At 70.6% G+C, this 20,399-nt stretch carries 14 protein-coding genes; 8 read left to right on the plus strand and 6 right to left on the minus strand.

What is annotated here, in order from left to right; all coding sequences use genetic code 11:
* Positions 1-294: 294 nt before the first annotated feature.
* On the plus strand, positions 295-561 hold the full coding sequence (locus AB0B48_RS21110) for a hypothetical protein (RefSeq protein ID WP_357204027.1): 267 nt from the start codon (positions 295-297) through the stop codon (positions 559-561).
* Positions 562-587: 26 nt separating this feature from the next.
* Here AB0B48_RS21110 and AB0B48_RS21115 read toward each other — a convergent pair whose 3' ends face one another.
* A complete protein-coding gene (locus AB0B48_RS21115) occupies positions 588-2,405 on the minus strand; it encodes a VanW family protein (RefSeq protein WP_357204029.1) in 1,818 nt (605 codons plus the stop codon).
* Positions 2,406-2,587: 182 nt separating this feature from the next.
* Here AB0B48_RS21115 and nudC point away from each other — a divergent pair, with 182 nt between their 5' ends.
* Positions 2,588-3,505 carry an NAD(+) diphosphatase gene (gene nudC / locus AB0B48_RS21120; RefSeq protein WP_357204031.1) on the plus strand — a complete coding sequence of 306 codons (918 nt, stop codon included), beginning with the start codon at positions 2,588-2,590 and terminating at the stop codon, positions 3,503-3,505.
* On the opposite strand, the gene AB0B48_RS21125 is transcribed toward nudC, so the two are convergent.
* Positions 3,402-4,769: a polysaccharide biosynthesis protein gene (locus tag AB0B48_RS21125; protein WP_357204033.1), complete on the minus strand. Its 1,368-nt coding sequence runs from the start codon at positions 4,767-4,769 to the stop codon at positions 3,402-3,404. The two genes, nudC and AB0B48_RS21125, sit on opposite strands and share 104 nt — an antisense overlap.
* A complete protein-coding gene (locus tag AB0B48_RS21130) occupies positions 4,766-9,127 on the minus strand; it encodes an alpha-(1->3)-arabinofuranosyltransferase (protein ID WP_357204035.1) in 4,362 nt (1,453 codons plus the stop codon). Before AB0B48_RS21130 ends, AB0B48_RS21125 begins: the two co-directional genes overlap by 4 nt.
* A 161-nt stretch (positions 9,128-9,288) precedes the next feature.
* On the opposite strand from AB0B48_RS21130, the gene AB0B48_RS21135 reads away from it, so the two are divergent.
* Genes AB0B48_RS21135 through AB0B48_RS21145 form a run of 3 tightly spaced genes read left to right on the plus strand, consistent with a single transcriptional unit; the run spans position 9,289 to position 13,112 of the window.
* Positions 9,289-11,172, plus strand: coding sequence for a hypothetical protein (locus AB0B48_RS21135; protein WP_357204037.1), 1,884 nt, complete (start codon positions 9,289-9,291; stop codon positions 11,170-11,172).
* On the plus strand, positions 11,173-12,882 hold the full coding sequence (locus tag AB0B48_RS21140) for a hypothetical protein (RefSeq protein ID WP_357204039.1): 1,710 nt from the start codon (positions 11,173-11,175) through the stop codon (positions 12,880-12,882).
* A 35-nt stretch (positions 12,883-12,917) separates the two neighbouring features.
* Positions 12,918-13,112 (plus strand): hypothetical protein, encoded by a 195-nt coding sequence (locus tag AB0B48_RS21145; RefSeq protein WP_124858362.1) that lies wholly within the window; start codon positions 12,918-12,920, stop codon positions 13,110-13,112.
* Here AB0B48_RS21145 and AB0B48_RS21150 read toward each other — a convergent pair.
* Together AB0B48_RS21150 and AB0B48_RS21155 are read right to left on the minus strand one after the other, a co-directional pair.
* On the minus strand, positions 13,097-14,275 hold the full coding sequence (locus tag AB0B48_RS21150) for a glycosyltransferase family 4 protein (protein WP_357204052.1): 1,179 nt from the start codon (positions 14,273-14,275) through the stop codon (positions 13,097-13,099). The two genes, AB0B48_RS21145 and AB0B48_RS21150, sit on opposite strands and share 16 nt — an antisense overlap.
* A 116-nt stretch (positions 14,276-14,391) precedes the next feature.
* On the minus strand, positions 14,392-15,648 hold the full coding sequence (locus tag AB0B48_RS21155) for an acyltransferase (RefSeq protein ID WP_357204042.1): 1,257 nt from the start codon (positions 15,646-15,648) through the stop codon (positions 14,392-14,394).
* Positions 15,649-15,759: 111 nt separating this feature from the next.
* On the opposite strand from AB0B48_RS21155, the gene AB0B48_RS21160 reads away from it, so the two are divergent.
* On the plus strand, positions 15,760-16,965 hold the full coding sequence (locus AB0B48_RS21160; protein WP_357204044.1) for a DUF3068 domain-containing protein: 1,206 nt from the start codon (positions 15,760-15,762) through the stop codon (positions 16,963-16,965).
* A 76-nt stretch (positions 16,966-17,041) separates the two neighbouring features.
* Here the strand turns inward: AB0B48_RS21160 and AB0B48_RS21165 are convergent, their stop codons facing one another.
* On the minus strand, positions 17,042-17,779 hold the full coding sequence (locus AB0B48_RS21165) for a class I SAM-dependent methyltransferase (RefSeq protein ID WP_357204046.1): 738 nt from the start codon (positions 17,777-17,779) through the stop codon (positions 17,042-17,044).
* 400 nt (positions 17,780-18,179) lie between these two features.
* Here AB0B48_RS21165 and AB0B48_RS21170 point away from each other — a divergent pair, with 400 nt between their 5' ends.
* Positions 18,180-18,794, plus strand: coding sequence for a DUF6230 family protein (locus AB0B48_RS21170; protein WP_357204048.1), 615 nt, complete (start codon positions 18,180-18,182; stop codon positions 18,792-18,794).
* Between the two features lie 74 nt (positions 18,795-18,868).
* On the plus strand, positions 18,869-20,399 hold a 1,531-nt coding region (locus AB0B48_RS21175; RefSeq protein ID WP_357204050.1), incomplete at its 3' end, for a DUF6114 domain-containing protein.

Below are 20,399 nucleotides of genomic sequence, written 5' to 3' on the forward strand. Positions count from 1 at the left end.
AGAGTAGGACGCCGCCGGACAATCTTCCAGAGAAGCCCACCCCAATTCGGGGTGGGCTTCTCTGCGTCTCCGCCCTTTTTCCGGGGGTCATCAGGTCCCCCTGACCCCGGAGACCCGTCAAGGTCACGCTCGATCCTGGTTGTAGTCGTTTCGTGGCGTGTGGATACCACTACATCCAGGATGTTGGACGATCTTGCGGGTGAGGGGGTCAGGTCAGGGGATAGAGGGCAAGGGCCGACGTCCTGGGGTTTGTGGTTCGGCGCTGGGCCTGGCGCCCAGGGCTAGGCTCGGCCTGTGGATGAGGTCCTGATAATGGTGGTGTTCGTGGGCTGCCTGGCGGCGGTCCTGGGCACCCTCTGGTGGCTCGCGTCCCGGGTTCGTCGCCGGGGTATCGGTGGCGAGGTCATGGGTCCGTTCGAGGAGATGTGGCACCCCGCGGCGCACCGTTTCCGGGCCGAGATCCGGGTGCAGGAGAGTCGCGCTGTACCGATGCCACCACAGGGTGGCAAGCGCAATGAGCTCGGCGACAACGCCGCCGAGCTGACCCGAGACCTGAGCTGACCCCAGACTCCAGCCGGACTCGGGCTTCAGGACGTCTTCGGACCGCAGACGTAGCGGGGCTCCGCGTCGTAGCGCCAGGTGAACTTCTCCCGCTTGACCACCGCGCCGCCCTTCTTGATGACCCGGAAGGCGTCCTGGGTGAAGCCGTTGATGCCGTTGGTCTCGATGCACGAGGGGCCGGGAGTCAGGTGGATCTGCTTCGGCGTGGTGATGTTGCGGCGCGGCCCGTACTCGGTCTTCACGCTGTCGTAGATCTTCGTGCTCCAGATCGACACGGTGATCGTGCTCGACGTGTACGACGTGTCGATGAGCACGCCGTACTCGGTGTTGTTGCGGAACTTGAAGTCCAGATTCGGCCAGAAGATTGTCGACTCGATGACCGCCGGGTACCTGTCGAACCAGTACGAGTGCGGCTTGTGCTCGACGTCCTCCAGGCCCGCGTAGTAGGTGGCGTTGAACAGGGTGGTGGTGAACTGCGAGGTGCCGCCGCCGACGCCCGGCACCAGCTTGCCGTCGAGGATGACGGGTGCGTCCCGGTAGCCCTGGGCGTAGCCGCGTTCGCCGGTGTGCCCGTTGAGCGAGAACGTCTTCCCCGGCAGTACGACAGTGCCGTCGACCTTCCTCGCGATGGTCGCGATGTTCTGGCTGCGCGACGAGGCCATGCCGCCGGTGAACCGGGTGGTGAAGGTCGACACCCGCTCCTTGATGCCCAGCCCGGCGAGCTTCTCCCCGGTGAGTTGCGGCGGCGTCGGCTTCAACTCGCCGGTCACCTCGCGGCCGTCCACCTTCGGCAGCGCGGCCAGCAGGTCTCGACCGAGGGCTGCCGTGTCCAGCTGCTGCCCGGCTTTCCCCTCCTTGGCGGTCGGCCGGCCACCGGAGATGGTCATCGTGGCGTCCTTCGGCGGCACCTCGATGGCGGTCAGCTTGTCGCCGAGCGCCGCCCGCAGCCGCTTGACGTCCACCGAGGGGGTGAGCTTGCCGGTCTTGTCGGCACCGAACCGGAGGCTCTTCGCGATGGCGGCGGGCGGGATCGTCACCTGGCCCTTGTTCGTCCGCAGGGTGACCGGTGCGGCGACCGCGGGCTTCGCCAGCTCGCTGACCATCCGGTCCAACTCCTCGGCGGTGGTCGCCGGGTGGGTTTCCACAAGGGGAACGGTGACCGGGGCGCCGGCCAACCAGCCGGTGCGGACCACCTCGGCGGAACGCTCCGGGTTCAGAGCCAACCCGGGCTTGGGCTGGACGACCTTCGGCGTGGTGCCCTGATAGGTGATCGCCGGCATCGTCATGCCCTGGGCCTGGTCGCCGAGCACCTTACGGAGGGCGTCGTCCAACCGGTCCACGTCGACGGTCACCACGGGCTCGACGGTGCGGGAGCCGACCAACCGGCTGACCGGGTGTGCGTCGGCCTCGGCGGCTGCCGCGACGGTCGCCGGCACGTCGACGGTCAGCCCCACGTCGGCGGGGTTGATCTCGGCGGTGCGCCCGTCGACGGTGACCTTCAGCGGTGTGGCCAGCGTTGCCGCCCGCCGGTCCAGCTCCGCCCGCAACTCCCGGTCGGCGTCCGCGCGGCTCCGGCCGCCCAGTTCGGTGCCGAGCACGCTGGTGCCACGGGGAACATCACCGGCGTACGCCCAGGCGCCGGCACCCGCCACGGCGGCGAGGACGCCACCGGTGATGCCCGCGGCGAGCAGCATGCGCACCCGACGCGGCCGGCGCGGGCCGCCGTCCGGCTCGCCGGGGGCGGCTGTGGTGACCGGCTCAGGTCCGTCCGGCCAGGTGACCGCGGTGACCTGCACGGTGGGCCGGTCGTCGGCGGGTGGACTGTTTTCGCCGTACAGCGTCACTGCAACCTCGATCGCCAGGGTGCCGCGGGAGGTCCTCCCTCCCGGAGCCACCTACGGTAACGAATGCCCGGCCGTCCTCGTCGGCTGCGCCCAGCCGGCGCTGCTACCGCGTGTCGGTCGGCGTGTCGCATCGGCCCGGGGGCGGTGCCGACGGCCGATCATCGACGTGGCACGGTGACCGGGTGGGCACTGCGGAGCGGGTGTTGGCGTACGGGGGCGGATCGCTGGACCGGGCGGGACCGTTGCGCACCGATCCGACGCGGTTGGACGCGCTGCTCACCGGGTCGACCGCCGTGCTGTTGCCGATGTGGCGGGACCGTTGTCTCGTCGACGGGCACGGGCCGGTCCGGCTCAGCGTGGAACGCGCGGCACTGGTCCGGTCCGCCGCCGGCGAGACCGTCTTCCTGGGGCTCGACGGGGAGGCCGCCGTGTTCGCAGCGGACCTCTCGGCGCTACCCGAGCAGTCCGCCGTCGAGATGGCCGGTGCGGTGCGGTCCGTCGACGTGCGGGCACTGGTCGGGCGGCTCGAACACGGCGAGGCGGCCGTCCTGGCGTACGCCAGGGGTTTGTTGCACTGGCACCGGCAGCAGCGATTCTGCGGGACGTGTGGCGCGCCGGCCGTCGCCGGCGGTGGCGGGCACCTGCGAACCTGCACCGGCACGGGGTGCGGACGTCTGCTGTTCCCCCGGATCGAGCCGGCCATCATCGTGTTGGTCGAGGCACCCGGTCGGTCGGGGCGCTGTCTGCTGGCCCGGCACGCGGGCGGGGCCGAGGACGCGTACTCGACGCTGGCCGGCTTCGTCGAGATCGGCGAGAGCCTGGAGGACGCGGTCCGTCGGGAGATGGGCGAGGAGGCGGGCGTGACCGTCACCGATGTGACCTACCAGGGGTCACAGGCGTGGCCGTTCCCCGCCGGCCTGATGGTGGGCTTCCGGGCCACCGCCACCTCCGACGAGGTACGCGTGGACGGCGAGGAGTTGCTGGAGGCGCGCTGGTTCACCCGGGCGGAGCTGCGGGACCGGGTGGCCTCGGGTCGCCCGCTCGGTCGGGTGGACTCGATCGACCACCGACTGCTGACGGACTGGCTGGCGGAGGGCTAGTCGGGTCGGCCGCCGGAACCGGGGCGGGCCGACGCGCCGTCACCGCCATCAGCGCGGTGGTGCCGATGGCCGTGCCCAGGGCCGCGAGGAGGAGACCGGGGACGGTGTGGGGCCGGAGGGTCGCGGTGACGGCCACCAGGCCGGCCACGCCCAGCCACAGCGGTGCCGCCGCCCAGCGCGCGCCGGCCGCGAGGCGGTCGTTGAGCAGCACGAACGTCACCGCGTAGAGCGCACCGACCGCGGCGAAGAGGGGCGCGTACCGGCCCAGGTGGTCGTAGCCGGGCCCACCGGCGAGACGGAAGGCGAGCCCCCCGGCGAGCGTCGAGGCGAGAACGAGCACCACGCCGCACCCGCCTGTCACCGCGAGCGCGACAGTTCGGCTGCGCCGGTCACCGCGGGCCAGCCTCGGTAGGGCGAGGACGGCGGCTACCTGCGGTGCCCAGAGCGCGCCCTTGCTCAGGACGGTGCCGACCGAGTACGCCCCGGAATCCGACGGGGGCAGCAGTTGCCGGGACAGCAGCAGGTCGGCGTAGGAGACGACGAGCATCGCCAGTGTCGCACCGCAGCCGGCAACGACCTGAGCGACGGTCAGCCGTGGGGCGGTGGACGACCGTTGCGGCTCGCGGGCGAGTCGGGCCAGCACCGCAGGGGTGAGGGCGGCGGTCAACGCGCCGACCGCCAGCGCGCCGGTCGGGCCCGTGCCGAGCAGCAACCCGGCGATCACGCCGCCGTAGCGGCCGGCGGCGAGCACCGCCATCCCGATGGCGAGTCGTACGAAGCGTTGGCTTCCCTGCAACTCTCCGAGGGAGCGCGAGGAGAGCACGATCGCCGCGGTGGTGACCGCCAGCAGCGCGGGCATCTCGACCGGGAGATCCAGGGCGATGACCAGCAGGGGTGTCGCCGCGACGAGGGTTCCCGCGCACACTGCGGCGGTGACCGCGGTGAGCCGCCGAGTGTCGGATGCGCCGTGCCGGGCGCGGTGCACGGCGACGGCCAGTTGCAGGCCGAGCCCGGGCACACCGACGATGGCCACCAGACCGAGGGCGGCGGCGAGCACGCTGAGGTCGGCCGGGTCCAGCCGCCGGGCGGCCAGGACCGGCACCAGGTAGGCCAGGCCGTTGACCAGCACCCCGGCCAGGGTGATGCTGATCCCTGCGGCGCCCAGACCGTTGTTCCGTCGGCCCGGATCCTCCGCCTCCGCCGTCCGCTCCGTCTCCGCCGTCCGCTCCATTGCCGTCGGACGGACGGGTCGCCGAGGGCTCACGTGACCTCCGAGAAGGTCGGAAGCTGCCCGTCGGCCGGCCCCGCCGGGTCCGGCTTGGTCGGGTCAGGTTCGGTCGGGTCCGGGTTTGACTCCTCCCCGACCAGCGCAGTCGCCGCAACGGCCGAGGTCACGGCGGTCGGCCTGGCCCGGCGTACGGGCCGCCGTCGGGCGGTGGTGGAGAGCCAGAGAGCGCCCAGGGCGACGACGATCATGAGTTGCAACAGGGCGTCGGTGTTGCGTTGCGTCGAATTGAGATAGAGCCACCCGGCGAGCAGGACGAGCACGCCGGGGAGCCACGTCTCGACGGCCCGGCTGATCGTCCTGGCCCGACGTGGGTCGGCTGGCCAGGGCAGGCGGCGTGGGCCGGGTACCGCCAGCATGAACCCCGCCGCGACCAACAGTCCGCCGATGAAACCGCTCCACAACACCAGCGCGGCGGCACCGACGGCCAACAACGGCAGGGATCGGGTGACCCGACGACGGCCCCGCGGTACGGCGGTCGACGACGTGCGCCCGGTGGGCTGCCGGGCGGGCAGCACCGCGAGGAGGACCACCACCGCCAGCAGGATGCCGCCGAGCAGAAGGCCCGCCCGGTACGTCGTGTCCGGGGCGAAGCGGAGTACCACCTCCCCGGAGGTGCCAGCGGGAAGGATCCAGCCCTGCTGCCATCCGTCCACCACCAGCGGCTTCAGCGTCCGCCCGCCGATGGTCGCCTCCCAGCCGGTGTTGGTGTTCTCCCGCACGGCGAGTACGCGGTCGACGGGGTGATCGACCACCCGTACCCGTCGTTCGGTGGCTCCCCAGGAGCCCACCTCAATGGTGCCGGCGACCGCCGCCGGGGTCGGCGTGGGCGTCCGCGGCACCAGGGCGACCCGAGTCGGCGACGCGAGCTTGCTCGGTGTGGTCACGAGGCGATGCTCACCGCGGCCCAGGTCAAGCTGTCGGGGCGTGGCCCGCCCGCACGGCGTCACCGGCATCTCGCGCAGTTCCAGCAGGTCGCGGAGTGTGCCGCGGAGCGTGGTGGTCACCCGGGACGCGCCGATCTGCAGCGTCGGGCCCGACCCGCAGGCCAGCGTCAGGGGTGCGTCGAGGCGCGGTTTGACGATGGTCGCTCCGGGCAGCACGGTCACCTCGCCGACCGCGACGGGCAGCTTCTCCGGCAACCGCAGCTTGTACGGGTCCGTGCTCGTGGCGGACGGCTTGTCGAGGAACTGGATGGTGATTTCGTCGGTCCGCATCGGCGGGTCCAGGCGAAGGAACCCGTCGTCGCCGAGCAAGCTGCTTCGGAAACCGTCGTCGCCGACCACCCGCACACTGCCGAGGCGGGTGGCGGCTGCGCCGTCGGCGACGGAGAACCTGAGCCCGGTGATGGTCTGCGGCTTGAGCCACGTGAGGCGCAGGATCGGTGCCTCGTCGCTGACCGCCGGTGACCAACTGGTGGTCGGGTCCCCGTCGAGCGCCGCGCCGGCCCGACCGGTCGGGTCGGCAACGGCCGTTGAGGAGGCGCTGACCTGCGCGGCGAGGCGCAGCGGCTGTGCGTCGGCCACCAGCTTGTCGAGAGTGTTGTCCAGGTCCGGGCCGGCCGTCGGCCGCGCCCACAGCTTGGCGTCATACGCGCCGGCGGCGGGCAGGGTGAGGGTCCGGTCGATGGTGGAGGCGTCCTCGGAACCGCGGACGGCGTCGGTGGAGCAGCGAGGGTGGCCGTCGACGGAGAAGCAGGCCGGTGTGGTGGGCGCCGCCGCCACGACGACGGTCGCCGGCCGGTCGGTGGCCGGTGCGGCGGGAAGGACGAGGGTCCGGCTGGTCTGGATGCCGGGAATCTTGATCTCGGCGATGCCGACCGACCTGTTGCCGAGCGAGCGGAGGTCGTACGCGTCGTCGATCGTGATCTGGACCGCGCGGGTGGCGTGGACGCCGGGTAGTTCGAAGACCATGTGGTCGCTGAACTGTTCGACGGTGCGGCTCTCGTACCCGGCGGTGACGGTCACCTTCGTGGGCAGGGCGTCGGCTTTCACGTCGAACCAGACCTCGACCCGGGTGACCCGTGTCGGGTTGGCGAGGTCCACCTCGACCCACTGGCGGTCGCTGGGCGAGTACGGCGCGGACTGCCAGGAGGTTTCGGGATTGCCGTCCATCGCCGCGTACGGCTGGTGCTCGGGGCGGGCGCCGCCGGGGGAGTCCACCTGCGAGCGGGCGGTCGACGCGCGGATCGCGCTGATGCCCTCGAAACGAGCGACGGTGGACTGCTGCGCTCCCCACTCGGGCAGGTAGTCGTGGGCGGGTGCCGTCACCTCGAAGGTGTCGTCGGCGGTGAGGGTCTGTGAGGCGTTGTCGCGCGCTCGGCCGAATGACACGTCCCGCCTGCGCAGCCCGTCGGTCATCGCGACCGGACCGGCAACGCCGGCAGCCGCCGCATCGCCCGCGAGGACCGTTGGCGCCGCGCCGAGCTGCCCTGCCGCGGCGAGGTCGAGGAGCGATTCGGGGCCGCCCACCACGGTGGTCACGGCGTCACTGTCGTATGCGACGACCGGCTCGACTTGCCGGTCGACCCGGTAGACCTCCAACGCCCGGACCGGCACGTCGAGCCCCTGGTCGCGGAACTCGTCCGGGGACGAGGGCCCGCCGCGCAGGGGGCCGAAGGAGGTGACGCGGGTCAACCCGGGTGAGCGCTCCAGCGCCTGCCGGACCACTGCCGGGCGGGCCGTGTCGGAGCGGCCGTGGTCAAGGTCGGCGCGGAACAGGACGTGGCTGATCCCGGACCGGGCGAGCAGGTCGGCCAGCCCGGTCGAGCCGGAGCCGGTGGCGAGTGTCGACTCGATCGCGTCCAGCAGCCGGATCGTGGTCGGTGGGGTGAAGGGGATGGCGTTGCGTACCGCCCACCTGCTGTTCAGCAGCGGCTGGGCGATCTCATCGGTGGTGTTGCCCCAGTCGTACGAGGGGAAGCGTGCCCCGGGTACGACGAGCACCCGCCCGCGCCCGGTGTTCGCGTCGAGCCAGTCGGTGGCCTCATGCCAGTAGCCGGGCACCGCCTTGACGCCGGTTGGCGTGGCGAGACCGCCGGCAAGTGCGGGCGTGGCAACCGCCGTGACGGCGACCATGGCCACCCCGGCCGTGAGCCAGGCGCGCGCGACCGTTCGTGGGCGATGCTGCTCGGGCGCGGTGCGTGCCGCGCGGACGGCCAGGCCGATCAGGTGCGCCATGCCCAGGGCCAGGGGCAGGCGGAGCAGGACGTCGAACTTGTGCACGTTGCGCAGGGGTGCGCCGACGCCGTCGAGGAACTCCCGCTGCGGCCCGGCGAGGATGTTCGGCAGGTCACCGACGTGCCCGAGACCGACGAGCGCGACGCCGAGCACCAGACCGGTGATGAGGAACCGGCGGTGCGGCATCCCCCGTCGGGACAGCCCGAGCACACCGAGGGCGGCGACCACCAGGGTGGCGGCGACCAGTAGCGCCTCGTTGGCGAGTCGTGCGCCGGCCGGAAGGATCGACCCGAACGGGGAGGCCAGGTAGGCGAGCCAGTAGGAGGCGCCGCGGAGCGTCGTCACCGCGTCAGTGACGCTGGTCGTGTTCCGGGCGGTCTCGATGTAGTCCAGGAAGGGTGGGCTGTACCGCCCCAGAACGAGCAGCGGAATCAACCACCACGCCGTGGCCAGCGCCACCGCGCCACACCAGGCGGCGATGGCGGTGACGCGGCGGCGTACGGGTTGGAGGGTGGCGAGCCAGAGCAGGGCGAGTGGCACTACCGCGGCCACGGCTGTGGCGTTGACTCCACCGGCGCAGGCGACGGCGACGGCCGACCCGGCGACGGCGCGCCGCAGGGGGGTGCCGCGGGCGAGGCCCACCAGCGGGATGAGTACCCAGGGGGCGATGGCGCTGGGCCAGGACTCCACCGAGGCGTAGCCGAGCTGGGTGAGGATGCGGGGTGACAGCGCGAAGGCGACACCGGCGATCATGCGTCCGGCGGGCGTGCCGATGCCGAGCCTGCCCGCCAGCCGTACCACTCCCAGGTAGGCGACACAGAAGATCAGCGCCCACCACAGCCGCTGGACCACCCACGGCGCGAGGCCGAGTTCCGATCCGAGCAGGAAGAACGGGCCCATCGGCCAGAGATATCCGTATGCCTGGTTCTGTAGCTGACCGAACGTGCCGGTGGGGTCCCAGAGGTGCAGCGAGCGGAGCAGCCAGCCGGCCGGGTTGACGCTCAGGTCGACCTTGGTGTCGGGAACGACCTGACCCGGGGCCTGCTGGAATGCGAGGGCGGTCAGCGCGATGCAGATGACCAGGTGCCGGAACCGTCGGGCCGTGTGCCGGCTTCGACTGGACCCCGGGGCGGCGCCACTGGTCACCTCTGCACGCATTTCGGCTCCTGTCTTCACCGGCCGGACGCGCACCTGCAGCCGACGACTGTCGCGCGACGTTATCCGGACCGGGCACGGACGGGCGACCAGGGGCGCTGCGGTGGCGTTATCGGGAGAACGGCCGTCCCCACGGCGTGTAAGCGTGTGGCAGGCTGCCGACCATGTCAATGCCAGAAGCTGAGGCCGAGACGCGTCCGGAACGCGTCGCGTCCGATGGCGACCGGCCGGGGCCGGTCGGCCGATGGTTCCGTGCCGACCGCGTCCGCGCGGTAGCGATCGCCCTCATCGTCGTGTCCGTCGCGTGGCGCGCCGGCCTTGCCACCCGTGGCTGGTTCTCGCAGGACGAGTTCGTCATCGCTGCCCAGGTCCTCGACACCCGGTTGGACGCGGACTTCCTCCTGCGTACCTTCAACAACCACCTCATGCCCGGCGGCCTGCTGGTGGCGTGGGCGATGGTGCGGGTGGCGGGCTTTGTCACCTGGCCCTGGGTGGTGCTGCTGGCGGTCGGCCAGGCGGCGATCGGGTTCGCCGTCTACCGCTTGCTGCGCCATCTGCTCCGGCCGGGCTGGGGGCTGCTCATCCCGCTGTGCCTGTTCGTGTTCAGCCCGCTGACGCTCGAGGTTTCCTCGCTGTGGCTGGTCGGGCTGCTCGTGATGCCGATGCAGTTGGCCCTGGTCATGGCGGCGACGGCCCAGGTCTGGTACGTGCGGACCGGCCGGCTGCGGCACCTCGTGGCGGTCGTCCTGTGGGTGGTGTTCGGCCTGCTCTTCGACACCAAGTCCCTGCTGATCGTGCCGCTGCTGTTCCTGCTGACCGTCTTCCTCTTCACGTCGGGCGGCGCCTGGCGCAGCCTGGTGACGACGGTCCGCCGACACTGGCCGGCGTGGCTGGTGCTCGGTGCGCTCTCGGGGGCGTACCTGGCGTTCTATCTGACCCGTCCCGCCCGCGAGTTGGACGAGCCCACATCCGTCGGTCAGGTCCTCAAATTCCTCGGTGATCTGGTCGGCGAAACCGTCGTTCCGGGTCTGCTCGGTGGCCCCTGGCGTTGGGCGTACGCCGGTGACGGTCCTCCGGCCGTGAACCCGTACGACATCGCCAAGTGGCTGTCCTGGGCGGTGCTGGGGGCTCTCATCGTGGTCACCGCGCGGCGGCGCCCGTCGGCCCGGCGGGCCTGGCTGCTGCTCGCGTGCTACCTCGGGCTGGTCGCCGCGCTCTTCGCCGTGACCCGCCTCGGTGGGCCGCTCGGCTCGTTCGTGGGCATCATTCCCCGGTACGTCGCCGACGTGGTGCTGGTCGCCGCGATCTGTGTCGGCGCGGCCCTGTTGGGGACGAAGGACGCCGATGAGGAGGACGTGTCCGCGTGGCCGGTGCCGACCGTTCTGCGGGAGCCGGGTGCCTTCGCGGTCGGCCTGGTCTCGATAATCGTCGTCCTGGCCACCATCGGGGTGGGCACGCTGTGGAGCACGGCCCGTTTCGGGGACAACTGGAGCACCAAGTACGGACGGGACTACCTCGCGACGACGCAGATCGAGCTTGCCGCCGCGGCGCCGGGCACCGTTTTCCTGGAAACCACCGTCCCGGACCGCGTCATCGCCGGCTACTTCTGGCCGGACAATCTCCAGTCGCACTTCTTCCGCCCGGCCGAGCGTCGACCCACCTTCGTGGAGGAGGCCGAGAAACCGTTCATGTTCGACGACTTCGGCCGGATTCGTCCGGTCGTGGTTCAGGGGCGGAAGGTCGTGCCCGGCACGGTGCCCGACTGTGGGCACCTGGCGGAGGGTGGTCAGCCCGCCCGGATCCCGTTGGACGGGTACCTGGAGGAGTGGCCGTACGCGATCCATTTCGGCTATGTCAGTTCGGGCGACTCGACGGCAATCTTCCGTCTCGGGGACAGCGTCCGGGTGATCACCCTGAAGCGGGGGCTGAACGACGTGTTCTTCCTGCTGGAGGGGGCTGGGGACGCCGTCGAGGTCACCGTGAGCACCTCGGGGGTCAGGGTGTGCACCCAACTGATCACCGTCGGCCGCGCGGTGCCGGCACCGTGAATGGTTGAGCAGACCACCGGCGTCGGGGCCCCACCGGTGCGGCGGGTGCGGGACGCGCTGCCGCTGTACGCCGTTGCGGCGGCTGTCACGGTGCTGGTGCTGGCCCCGCTCGCGGCACCCGGCTACGCGCTGCTGTACGACATGGTGTTCGTACCCCGGCAGCCGTTGACTTGGGATCTCGTCGCCCCGGCGCAGACTCTGCCCCGGGCGGTGCCGATGGACGCACTGATGTCCCTGGTCACCCAGCTCGTGCCCGGCTGGGCGGTGCAGCGGGTGGCGCTCGGTGGGGCGGTTCTCCTGGCCGCGGTCGGCGCCGGCCGTCTGGTGCCGACCGAACGGCTCGCGGTCCGGTTGCTCGCCGCGGTGGCGTACGCGTGGACGCCCTACCTTGCCGAGCGGCTGCTGATCGGACAGTGGGGGCTGCTGCTCGCGTACGCCGCGCTGCCCTGGTTGGTCCGGGCGGCGCTGGACCTGCGAGCGGGTCGTGACGGCGCGCTCGCTCGGGTGGTGCTCGCCGCCGCTCCCGCCGCGATCACCCCGACCGGCGGGTTGATCGCGTTGGGCACGGTGGTCCTGCTGGTGTGGGACCGGACGCGCCTTCGCCGGTCGGCGCTCGTGGTGGGCGGCATCGCGTTACTCAACGCCCCCTGGGTGACCGCGGCCCTGGTCACCGGTGCCGGCGGGTCATCCGATCCGGCGGGGGTGGCGGCGTTCGCGGCGCGTTCGGAGAACTGGGCCGGTCCGCTGGTGGCGCTCGCGGGTACGGGTGGCGTCTGGAGCGCACAGGCGACCCCCTCCAGTCGCGCGGCACCGCTGGTGCCGCTGGCGACTCTGCTCCTGCTGATCCTGGCCGGTGTCGGTGGCGGCCTGCTGCGGCGTCGGCTGCCCCCGGGTGCGGCGGTGCGGCTGGCGGTGCTCGCTGGGATCGCCTGCATTCTCGCTGCCCTCGGGGTGCTCCCCGGCGGGGCCGCCGCGTTGCGCTGGGCGGTGGTGCATCTGCCGGGTGCGGGGCTGCTTCGAGACGGCCAGAAGTTCCTGGCCCCGTACGCCCTGCTGCTGGTGGTGTGTGCCGCGTTGGGAGCCGAGCGGCTGGTGTCCAGGATCGACCGGGAGGTGGCGGGGGTGGTTCTGGTCGGCCTGCTGCTCCTGCCGGTGGCCGTCATGCCGGACCTCGCCTTCGGCGGTGCCGGCCGGCTTCGTCCGGTGAGCTATCCGGCGGACTGGCAGGTGGTCGCCGAGCGGGTGGCCGGCGAGCCCGGGGAGATCCTCGCGCTGCCGCTGTCCGCCTACCGGGCCTACCCGTGGAACCCGGGACGTGTCGTCCTGGATCCGTTGCCGCGCTATCTGCCGGGGACGGTGCTGACCGACGACACACTGCGGGTCGGCGATGTCGCGGTGGCCGGGGAGAATCCACGGCTCCGCGAGGTGCGCCGGGTGTTGGCCGAAGGGCGGCCCGTCTCGGCCACCGGCGTGCGCTGGGTGGTGGTGCATCACCAACTGCCCAGCGAGGTCGACCCTGCGACCCTTCGTGATCTCGAAGCCGTTCACGAGGGACCGTCTCTCACCCTCTACCGAAATCCCGCTGTTCCTCCGGAATCGAACCCCCCAGGACGAGGTGCGTGGGCAGTCGTGATGGCGCTCGGCGCTGCCCTTCTGGTGGTCATGGCTGCCGCCATTTCGGCACTACACCGGCGCCCTACTGCGTGGTAACGTCCGCTCGCACGTCTCGCCATTGGAGGATTGGCATGCGTAGAGCTCTGACCCTGGTCGTCTCCGGCATGGTGGCGGCGTTGCTGGGGATCCTGGCCCTCGGCGGGCTCTCGGCCGCCGCGACCGCCACCGACAAAGAGGCGGCCAACGAGGCCAAGAGTGTTTCGGAAGCGGCCAAGCGTGCCGGAAAGAAGGACCCGTACGCCCCCGTGGTCTACGGCGACAGGTAGGACGGCTCGCCCCGCTGCTGCACTGGGCGGGGCGACTCCACACCGTCCAGCAGGTCCGCGAAGTGCCTACCCGCGGCCTGCCAGGTGAAGCTCGCCGCGTGCTCCCGGGCCTGCGCCCCCATCTCCCGCCGCATTTCGTCCTCGTGCAGAAGTGTGCGCACCTTCGCCAGGTAATCGTCGATGTCATCGGCCAGCAGGCCGGTACGCCCGTCCACGACAGCTTCGGCGACCCCGCCCGCTTCCCGGAACGCGACCGTTGGCGTGCCCGCGGAACCCGCCTCGACAATCGTCAGGCCCCAGCCCTCCTTGAGTGACGGGGTCAGGGCGACCCAGGCCGAGGCGAGCAGAGCGGCTTTTTCCTCCTCCGTCACGAAGCCCCGGAAATCCACCCGCTCGGTGATGTCCAGCTCCGCGGCGAGCTCGCGCAGGTGCGACTCCCACCAGCCCTGGCCGGCGACGACCAGCCGCAGCTGAGGCAACTCGTCGGCGAGGGCCGCGACCGCCCGCAACGCCACCTCGACCCGCTTGTGTGGCACCAGCCGATTCAGCGTCACGAGCAGCGGGAACGGCGCCCGCTCGGCGTCGGTGCGGGGCAGCGCCGGGGTGCCGTTGTGCACCACGGCGACCTGCTCCGGCGGTACTCCCAGCACGGCCAGTTCTCTACGGGTGGCCTCGGAGACGGTGACGTATCGGCACCGCCGGTAGACGCGCACGGCGAGCGACGACTCGACCCACCAGCCGAACCGGGCGGCCCACTGCGGAAGGACCACCGGCCACTGCTCGCGATGCACGTGGTGGATCAGCTTGACCACCGGGCGCCGTGTCCACAGCGGGGAGAGGAACGGCAACCCGTTGCAGACGTCGACCAGGATGTCGGGCCGGCCGCCCCGGCGGCTCGACATTGGGCCTACGCCCACTGCGCCGGCCAGGTAGCAGAGCGCCGCCCAGAGGTAGACGGTGTGTCTGCCGCCGCGCCGCACCAGCCGGACGCCTGCCTCGTTGACCTCGTCGCCGGGTGCCTCGCTGTGGGCGGCGCAGAAGAGGGTGGCGCGGAAACCGCGCGACACCAACTCGGCGGCGATCCGTTCCACGTACACCTCGGAACCGCCACCCTCGGGGTTACGGGTGTCTCGCCAGTTGAGGAACAGCACGTGTCCGGGCATGCCGAAGCGACGCTCCACGCGAACCCTACTCTCAAGTAATTTAGGGACGCGCGTCACACTAGGGGCTGGGATGCCGGCCGGCAATGCCCCTATGGGGCAGCGCTGATCGACTGGCGCTACGCGTTGACCGTGGGTGCCGGCGTGACCGTCGGCGCCGCGACTGCCGGTGCGGCCACGTCGACGGCGGGTGTGCCGGACGCCTGCCCGCGCCTGGCCGGTCGCTTTCGACGCTGCGATCCGAGCACCTGCAGGGGCCGCTCGACGCCGTAGTAGCTGACGGTGGCGTACACCAGACCGAAGACCATGGTGAGCGCGAAGGTGTTGAACAGCCCGCCGGTGAAGAGCGGTCGGTCGTCGATCAGGTAGATCAATTCGATGACCAGCGGGTGCCAGAGGAACAGTCCGTACGAGACGGTGCCGAGCCATCGGGCGGACTCGGCGCCGAAGACCTCCTTGACCCGCGTCCGCCCACCGAAGGCCACCGGGATCAGGATCAGTGTCGCGATCGCGAGGTAGAGGGCCAGCTTGACGGCGAACTCGGAGGCTGTCGGGCCGGCGAGGTCGCGGGGGCCGGCGATGGGCGTCGTCGCGATCGCCATCAGGCCGACCGCCGCTGCCCAGCAGGCAATCGGTGCGGAGGCGAGGTCGTCCAGTACGCGGAAGGCGACGGGCGCGGTCCCGGTGCGCAGGGCGACGTGCGCCGCCGCCAGGGCCATCCCTGCGCCGAACCAGGCGGCGTACGAGGGGAGCCACATGGTGTGCAGGCCGTTGCTGAGCCAGCCGAACCCCAAGAGGGCGAGCCATCCCGCAGTAATCAACAAACCCCCGCAGACGATCACGACGGTTCGGACGGGACGCCATGACCGACCAACAGCGAGCACGGCTACCAGCGGCAGGATCAGATAGAACGCGACCTCGGTGGCGAGGCTCCAGGTCTGGGTGAGCCCGGAGCGCAACTGGCCCGGCCCGTAGATCTGGGTGAAGGTGAGGTGGCGAATCCAGTCACCAGCGGACGCCGGCTGATTCTGCGGCAGGACGATCAGGCAGACCAGCACCGCCAGCCAGTAGGCCGGCAGGATTCGTAGGGCCCGCCGCCAGAGGTACCGCCCGGCGCGCGGTCGGGCCTGTCCCGTTGCGGCGCTCAGTGCCCACGGTCGGAACAGCAGGAATCCGGAGAGCACGAAGAAGATGGCAACGCCGACGTCGAGCCGGGCCAGCCATCCGCCCCACGTGGTGTTCATGGTGGCGGCGGTCTGAAACCCGACGTGGTGACCGACGACCGCCACAGCGCCAATTGCTCGCAGCGCGTCGAGGGCGGGGAGTCGGTCGGTTACCGAAGTCTGCGGAACTGTTGGCGCGGCGGCTGTGGACATCTGGACATCCAGGGGGTCGCTTTGAAGGTGACCGGGGAGTAACCTCCCGCCATGTTAAGGATCGGGTGCCCCGGACAACAGGTCGTAGGGCGGCAGGCTACAGGAGGATGAGTGAAGCTTCGCGTGGGCGCCGCGCTCTTCGGGCTCGGTGTTTTGTTGCTGGTCTTCGCGGCTGGGCTGCCGTTCTACGTGGCCCCCTCCGTGACCAAGCTCCCTTATGATCTTGAACCAACGACGTCCGTCGCGGAGGCGAAGAACGCCAAGTTCCTGAAGATCACTCGTGTCGGCGAGTCGGTGAGCATCGAGGTCCTGCAAGGTGACCTCGTCTCCAGCGTCGAGGTCATTCCTCAGCCGGACGACACGAGGGACCGGCTACCCGAGGAACTCAAGGGCGACGCGGTGATCTGGGACGTCTACCAGACGGTCAGGCGTTCCGACACCTCGGATGTGGTCAGCCAGTACAGCACCGAGCTGGCCCTCGACCGGATCTCCGGCGCGGCCGCCCCGTGGAAGGAGCAGTGGCTCAACGAGAGCGGCGCGGAGCAGACTCCGGTCGGCAACGTGAGTTACTCCGGCCAGATCTACAAGTTCCCGTTCGGCACCGACAAGCGGGCCTACCAGGTTTTCGACCGTGACCTGAAGCGGGCCGTCCCGGCCAAGTTCGTCGGCACGGAAAAGATCAAGGGCATCGAGGCGTACCGCTTCGAGCAGCGAATCGAGAACGAGGTGTTGAACACCCCGGAGGCGAGCCTCAAGCCGCTGCTCGGCAGGTTCGCCCCCGGCGCCACCAGCGGTCAGATCGTCTACAGCAACACCCGTACGCTCTGGATCGACCCGGTGACCGGCTCCTACGTGAACGTCCGGGAACAGCAGAACAAGGAGTTGCGCCCCGACACCGGCACCGCCACGGTGCTGTTGGACGCGGACTTCAACTACAACGACGACACTGTCACTCGCAGTGTCGACACGGTCAAGGACAACCGCTTCAAGATCGGCCTGATCAGTTTCTGGGGCCCGATCGCCGCCGGCGTCCTTGGTCTGATCGCCCTCGTCGTCGGCGTATGGCTGGTGACGCGGACCAACGACGGTGCTGCCCGGCACCGCGCCGACCCGGCTGTGGCACCCGGCACCGACCCGACTCGGACCCGGGTGGACCAGGAACCGGTACGCGACGCGGAGACCGCCGAGCAGCCCAGGACCGAGCCCGCAGGCGGTCCACTGACCGACGAGATCCCGCCGGCGTCGACGAACTGGAAGTCCGAGGACCCGACGGTGCCGACCCAGCGCGCGGCGCACGGCGAGGTGGAGCAGCGCTGACGGGTACGACAGGAAGCACGACCGGGGGGTGGGCCGCGATGCGGTCCACCCCTCAGTCGTGGAGCGGCACCTGCCTCTAATGCCCTGCGCGGCGCACGGCGTACCGCGTGCAGACCCAGTCCTCGCTGTACAGCAGATCGCGCCACTGCCCGACGATGTCCCCGCCGTGTGCGGCCATGAGTCGCACCATGTCGGTGTGCGGGACGACCGTCATCTTCATCGGCGCCGGATAGTTGAGCAGGTGGCACTGTGCCCAGCTGATCAGGCGGGACGGCGCCAGATGCCAGACGATGCCCCTGGCCGTACGCCCCCGCTCGGTCGGCAACCCGACGACGGCGGTGCCGCCTGGCCGCAACACGCGCAGGAACTCGGCCAAATAGTGATCGATCGCGGGGCGCGGCAGATGTTGCAACACCAGGGCGCTGTAGATCAGGTCGAAGTGACCATCGGGAAACTGGCTCAGGTCCGGTGCGTCGTTGAGGACGAACCGGATGTTCTCGGCGCTGTTCAGTCGCCGGGCGGCCTCCAGCATGGTCGGAGCGATGTCCACACCGACGACCTCGTCCGCGTGTGGGGCGAGTGCCTGCGACAGTCGCCCGACGCCGCAGCCGAAGTCGAGCACCCGCTCCCAGCGGGTGGGCAGACCGAGTTGGCGAAGTTGGCCGGTCGTCTCCTCGACGTCGGTGCGGCCGGTGGCCAGGAACTCCCCGACGTCCCACCGTCCGCCGCGTTTGCCGGGCTCAACGAGTACGGCCCAGAGTGGATCTTCAGCTCCGAGCTTGGTCCAGTGGCGTCGCACGTCGTTCAGATGCACGCCGAAACCCTAGGACCTTGGGCCGTTCGGTGGGGTCCTGCTGTCTCCGGGATCGCCTGGATGTTCGGACGAGAGGACGAGCCGAACGGCTCTCCGCGACCTGCGTACTTTACATCCGTTATTGAATTGTAATTCGTCGATGCGCTGCCACTCTCCGCTGTCGGGGAGCAGGGTTTTGCCGTATTTGCCATACGGAGAGGCTTCTATCCACACGGGTAATTCCACGATTCGTGACGTCGAGCTGCTGTTGGGTCGCCCTCGTGTTACCGCCGGATGGCCAGGGGGTTGTGAGCCGCGCCGCAACGGGTGCACGATCAGGCTCGATCGTTACCCGCCGGTAACACATGACGGGCCCGGTGCGAGGCCGCCAGTCCGGGACCGGCCACCTGAGGAGGAACCCGTGCAGGATCGGTTTGAGGATCAGGGTCGTACCCGGTGGCGGCGGTTCGCCGCCATGGCGGTCCCCGCCACCGCCGCCGTCGGCGCCATCCTGTTCGGCATGTCGACCGGCGCCATCGCGTCCGACGTCACCGTGTCCGGACAGACGTTCAAGATCGGCGCGGCCCGTCTCGAGGGCGACGGCTTCAAGCAGTACGGCGGCGTCGTCCGCGAGAAGGGTGAGAACGGCAAGACCCACCCGATCGCCGTCGCCGAGATCAGCAGCGCAGAGCTCTACAACCTCTGCCAGTCCGTCCGCTCCGACCTGCCCGGCCTGCCGGTGGTGCTCACCATCAACGCCGGTGAGGGCAAGGAGCCTGCCCGGGCCAAGGACCTGCTGATCGCCATGGACTCGCTCGACGGCAACGCGACGTTCACCAACATCAAGATTGGCCGGGACGCGACGGACCTGAACGCGACGGCGCAGAAGGGTTCGTTCGGCCAGAATTCCGACCACGTCACCATCACGAACCTGCAGCAGGTGTCCCGCTACACCACGGCGGCCACCTTCAACCTGGTCGGCCTCCGGTTGAAGGTCAACGTGGGCGATGACGCCAAGGGCAAGGAGTGCTTCTGAGGTGACTGGGTCCGCGCTGGCCGACCACCGCGGGCCCCGGCCCTGTCCCCGTCCCGCTCCGCCAGGAGGAGTACGTGACAACCGCGAACGCGTCCCACGCCCGGCCCGGCGGTGCGGCCCAGGCGTGGCATACCTTCCGCCGCTGGCAGCGGAGCCGACCGTTCTGGGGTGGTCTCTTCATCGCCCTGGCTGGGGTGGCGATGTTCGCCTCCACCCGGATGACGATCAACGGCCTGAGCTTCCACAGCGGAGCCACCGGTCTGCTCTCGCTCCTGATCCCGGTCATCCTGGTGACCTGCGCCCTGCTGCTCTGGTTGAGCCCGGCGCAGCGGCTGTTCTACTCGGTCGTCGCGGCGGTCACATCGGTCTACTCGCTGATCGGACTCAACCTCGGCGGCTTCTTCGTCGGTCTGCTGCTCGGCATCGTCGGCAGCGCGCTCGCCTTCGCCTGGACCCCGATCCGACCCGCGCCAACCGTTGCTGAACTGTCCGACACCGAACTGCCCGTCGCCGAACGGGTCGATGCGGATCAGGCGGAGGCGGATCAGCACGGCACGGATCAGGCGGACGCGGATCAGCCCCACGCCGAGCAGCGCAGAGTCGAACGGCTCGACACGGAGCGGATCGGACTCGTGCAGGCCGACGCGGCCGGCGAACCGGTGGACCGCCCGGCGGGCGACGCGACCGACGCGGGCGCACCCCCCGAGTGGCCGGGACGTTCTGCTGATCCTCGGGTGTTCGGAGTCGCACTGCTGGTGCTGGGCCTCGCCGCGACCGGCCTGGCCACCCAGCCCAGAGCGGTGCAGGCCGCACCGACCCGACCCGCCGCGACCGCCTGCCCGACCCCGTCCCGGTCCGGCGCGCCGTCGCCCAGCGCCACCACTCCCATCACCAGGACGCCGACCCCGACACCGAGCGCCAGCCCGGAGCGGGACGGCAACATCATCACCGACATCCTGGACGAGATCGGGGACCTGCTCACCGGTGGACGCAACGAGAAGACCGCGACGCCGTCGGCTACCCCGACCGCCAGCCCGTCGGCGAAGCCGACAGTCAGGCCGACGGACCGTCCCGGGTCCACGGCCTGCCCGTCACCGAACCCGGGCGGGTCAGAAAAGCCCGGGGCCACGACACCCGACAAGCCAGACAAAGCGGAGCCGGGCAAGCCGCTGCCCCGCATCGCGGCCGACCCGAATCTGCCAATGGTGGGCCAGATGCCGTCCAAGCTCACCGGCTCCAAGGTCACCATGACCGGGCTGCGGTTCGACGGGACCACCGAACTGCGGACCGAGAAGGGCAGCCTCAAGGTGCTGAAGTTCAGCATGCGGGAGGCGGTGACCGACGACTTCCTGCTGGTCGCCGACGGCCCCGACGGGCGCACCCAGCGATACAAGACCGACCGGCTGACCGTCCGCGGTGACGTGGCCTTCTACTCCACCCGGTTCGTCGGCAAGCTGCTCGGCATCAAGCTCACCTTGACCCCGGACCTGCCGTTGCCGGACGGAATCCCGGTCACCCTGCCGATCTCGATCACGTTCACCGACCCGGTGATGGATCTGGCGTACGTCACCAGTGACACGCTGACCGCCCGGCCGTCGTTGGCAC

The sequence above is a fragment of the Micromonospora sp. NPDC049089 genome, assembly GCF_040648775.1.
In the GTDB taxonomy this organism is placed as follows: domain Bacteria; phylum Actinomycetota; class Actinomycetes; order Mycobacteriales; family Micromonosporaceae; genus Micromonospora.

What these genes read in the sequence shown, in the direction of transcription:
- AB0B48_RS21130 (WP_357204035.1), bottom strand. Translation starts at nt 9,127, where the DNA reads ATGCGTGCAGAGGTGACCAGTGGCGCCGCCCCGGGGTCCAGTCGAAGC.
- AB0B48_RS21135 (WP_357204037.1), top strand. Translation starts at nt 9,289, where the DNA reads ATGTCAATGCCAGAAGCTGAGGCCGAGACGCGTCCGGAACGCGTCGCG.
- AB0B48_RS21140 (WP_357204039.1), top strand. Translation starts at nt 11,173, where the DNA reads ATGGTTGAGCAGACCACCGGCGTCGGGGCCCCACCGGTGCGGCGGGTG.
- AB0B48_RS21145 (WP_124858362.1), top strand. Translation starts at nt 12,918, where the DNA reads ATGCGTAGAGCTCTGACCCTGGTCGTCTCCGGCATGGTGGCGGCGTTG.
- AB0B48_RS21150 (WP_357204052.1), bottom strand. Translation starts at nt 14,275, where the DNA reads ATGCCCGGACACGTGCTGTTCCTCAACTGGCGAGACACCCGTAACCCC.
- AB0B48_RS21155 (WP_357204042.1), bottom strand. Translation starts at nt 15,648, where the DNA reads ATGTCCACAGCCGCCGCGCCAACAGTTCCGCAGACTTCGGTAACCGAC.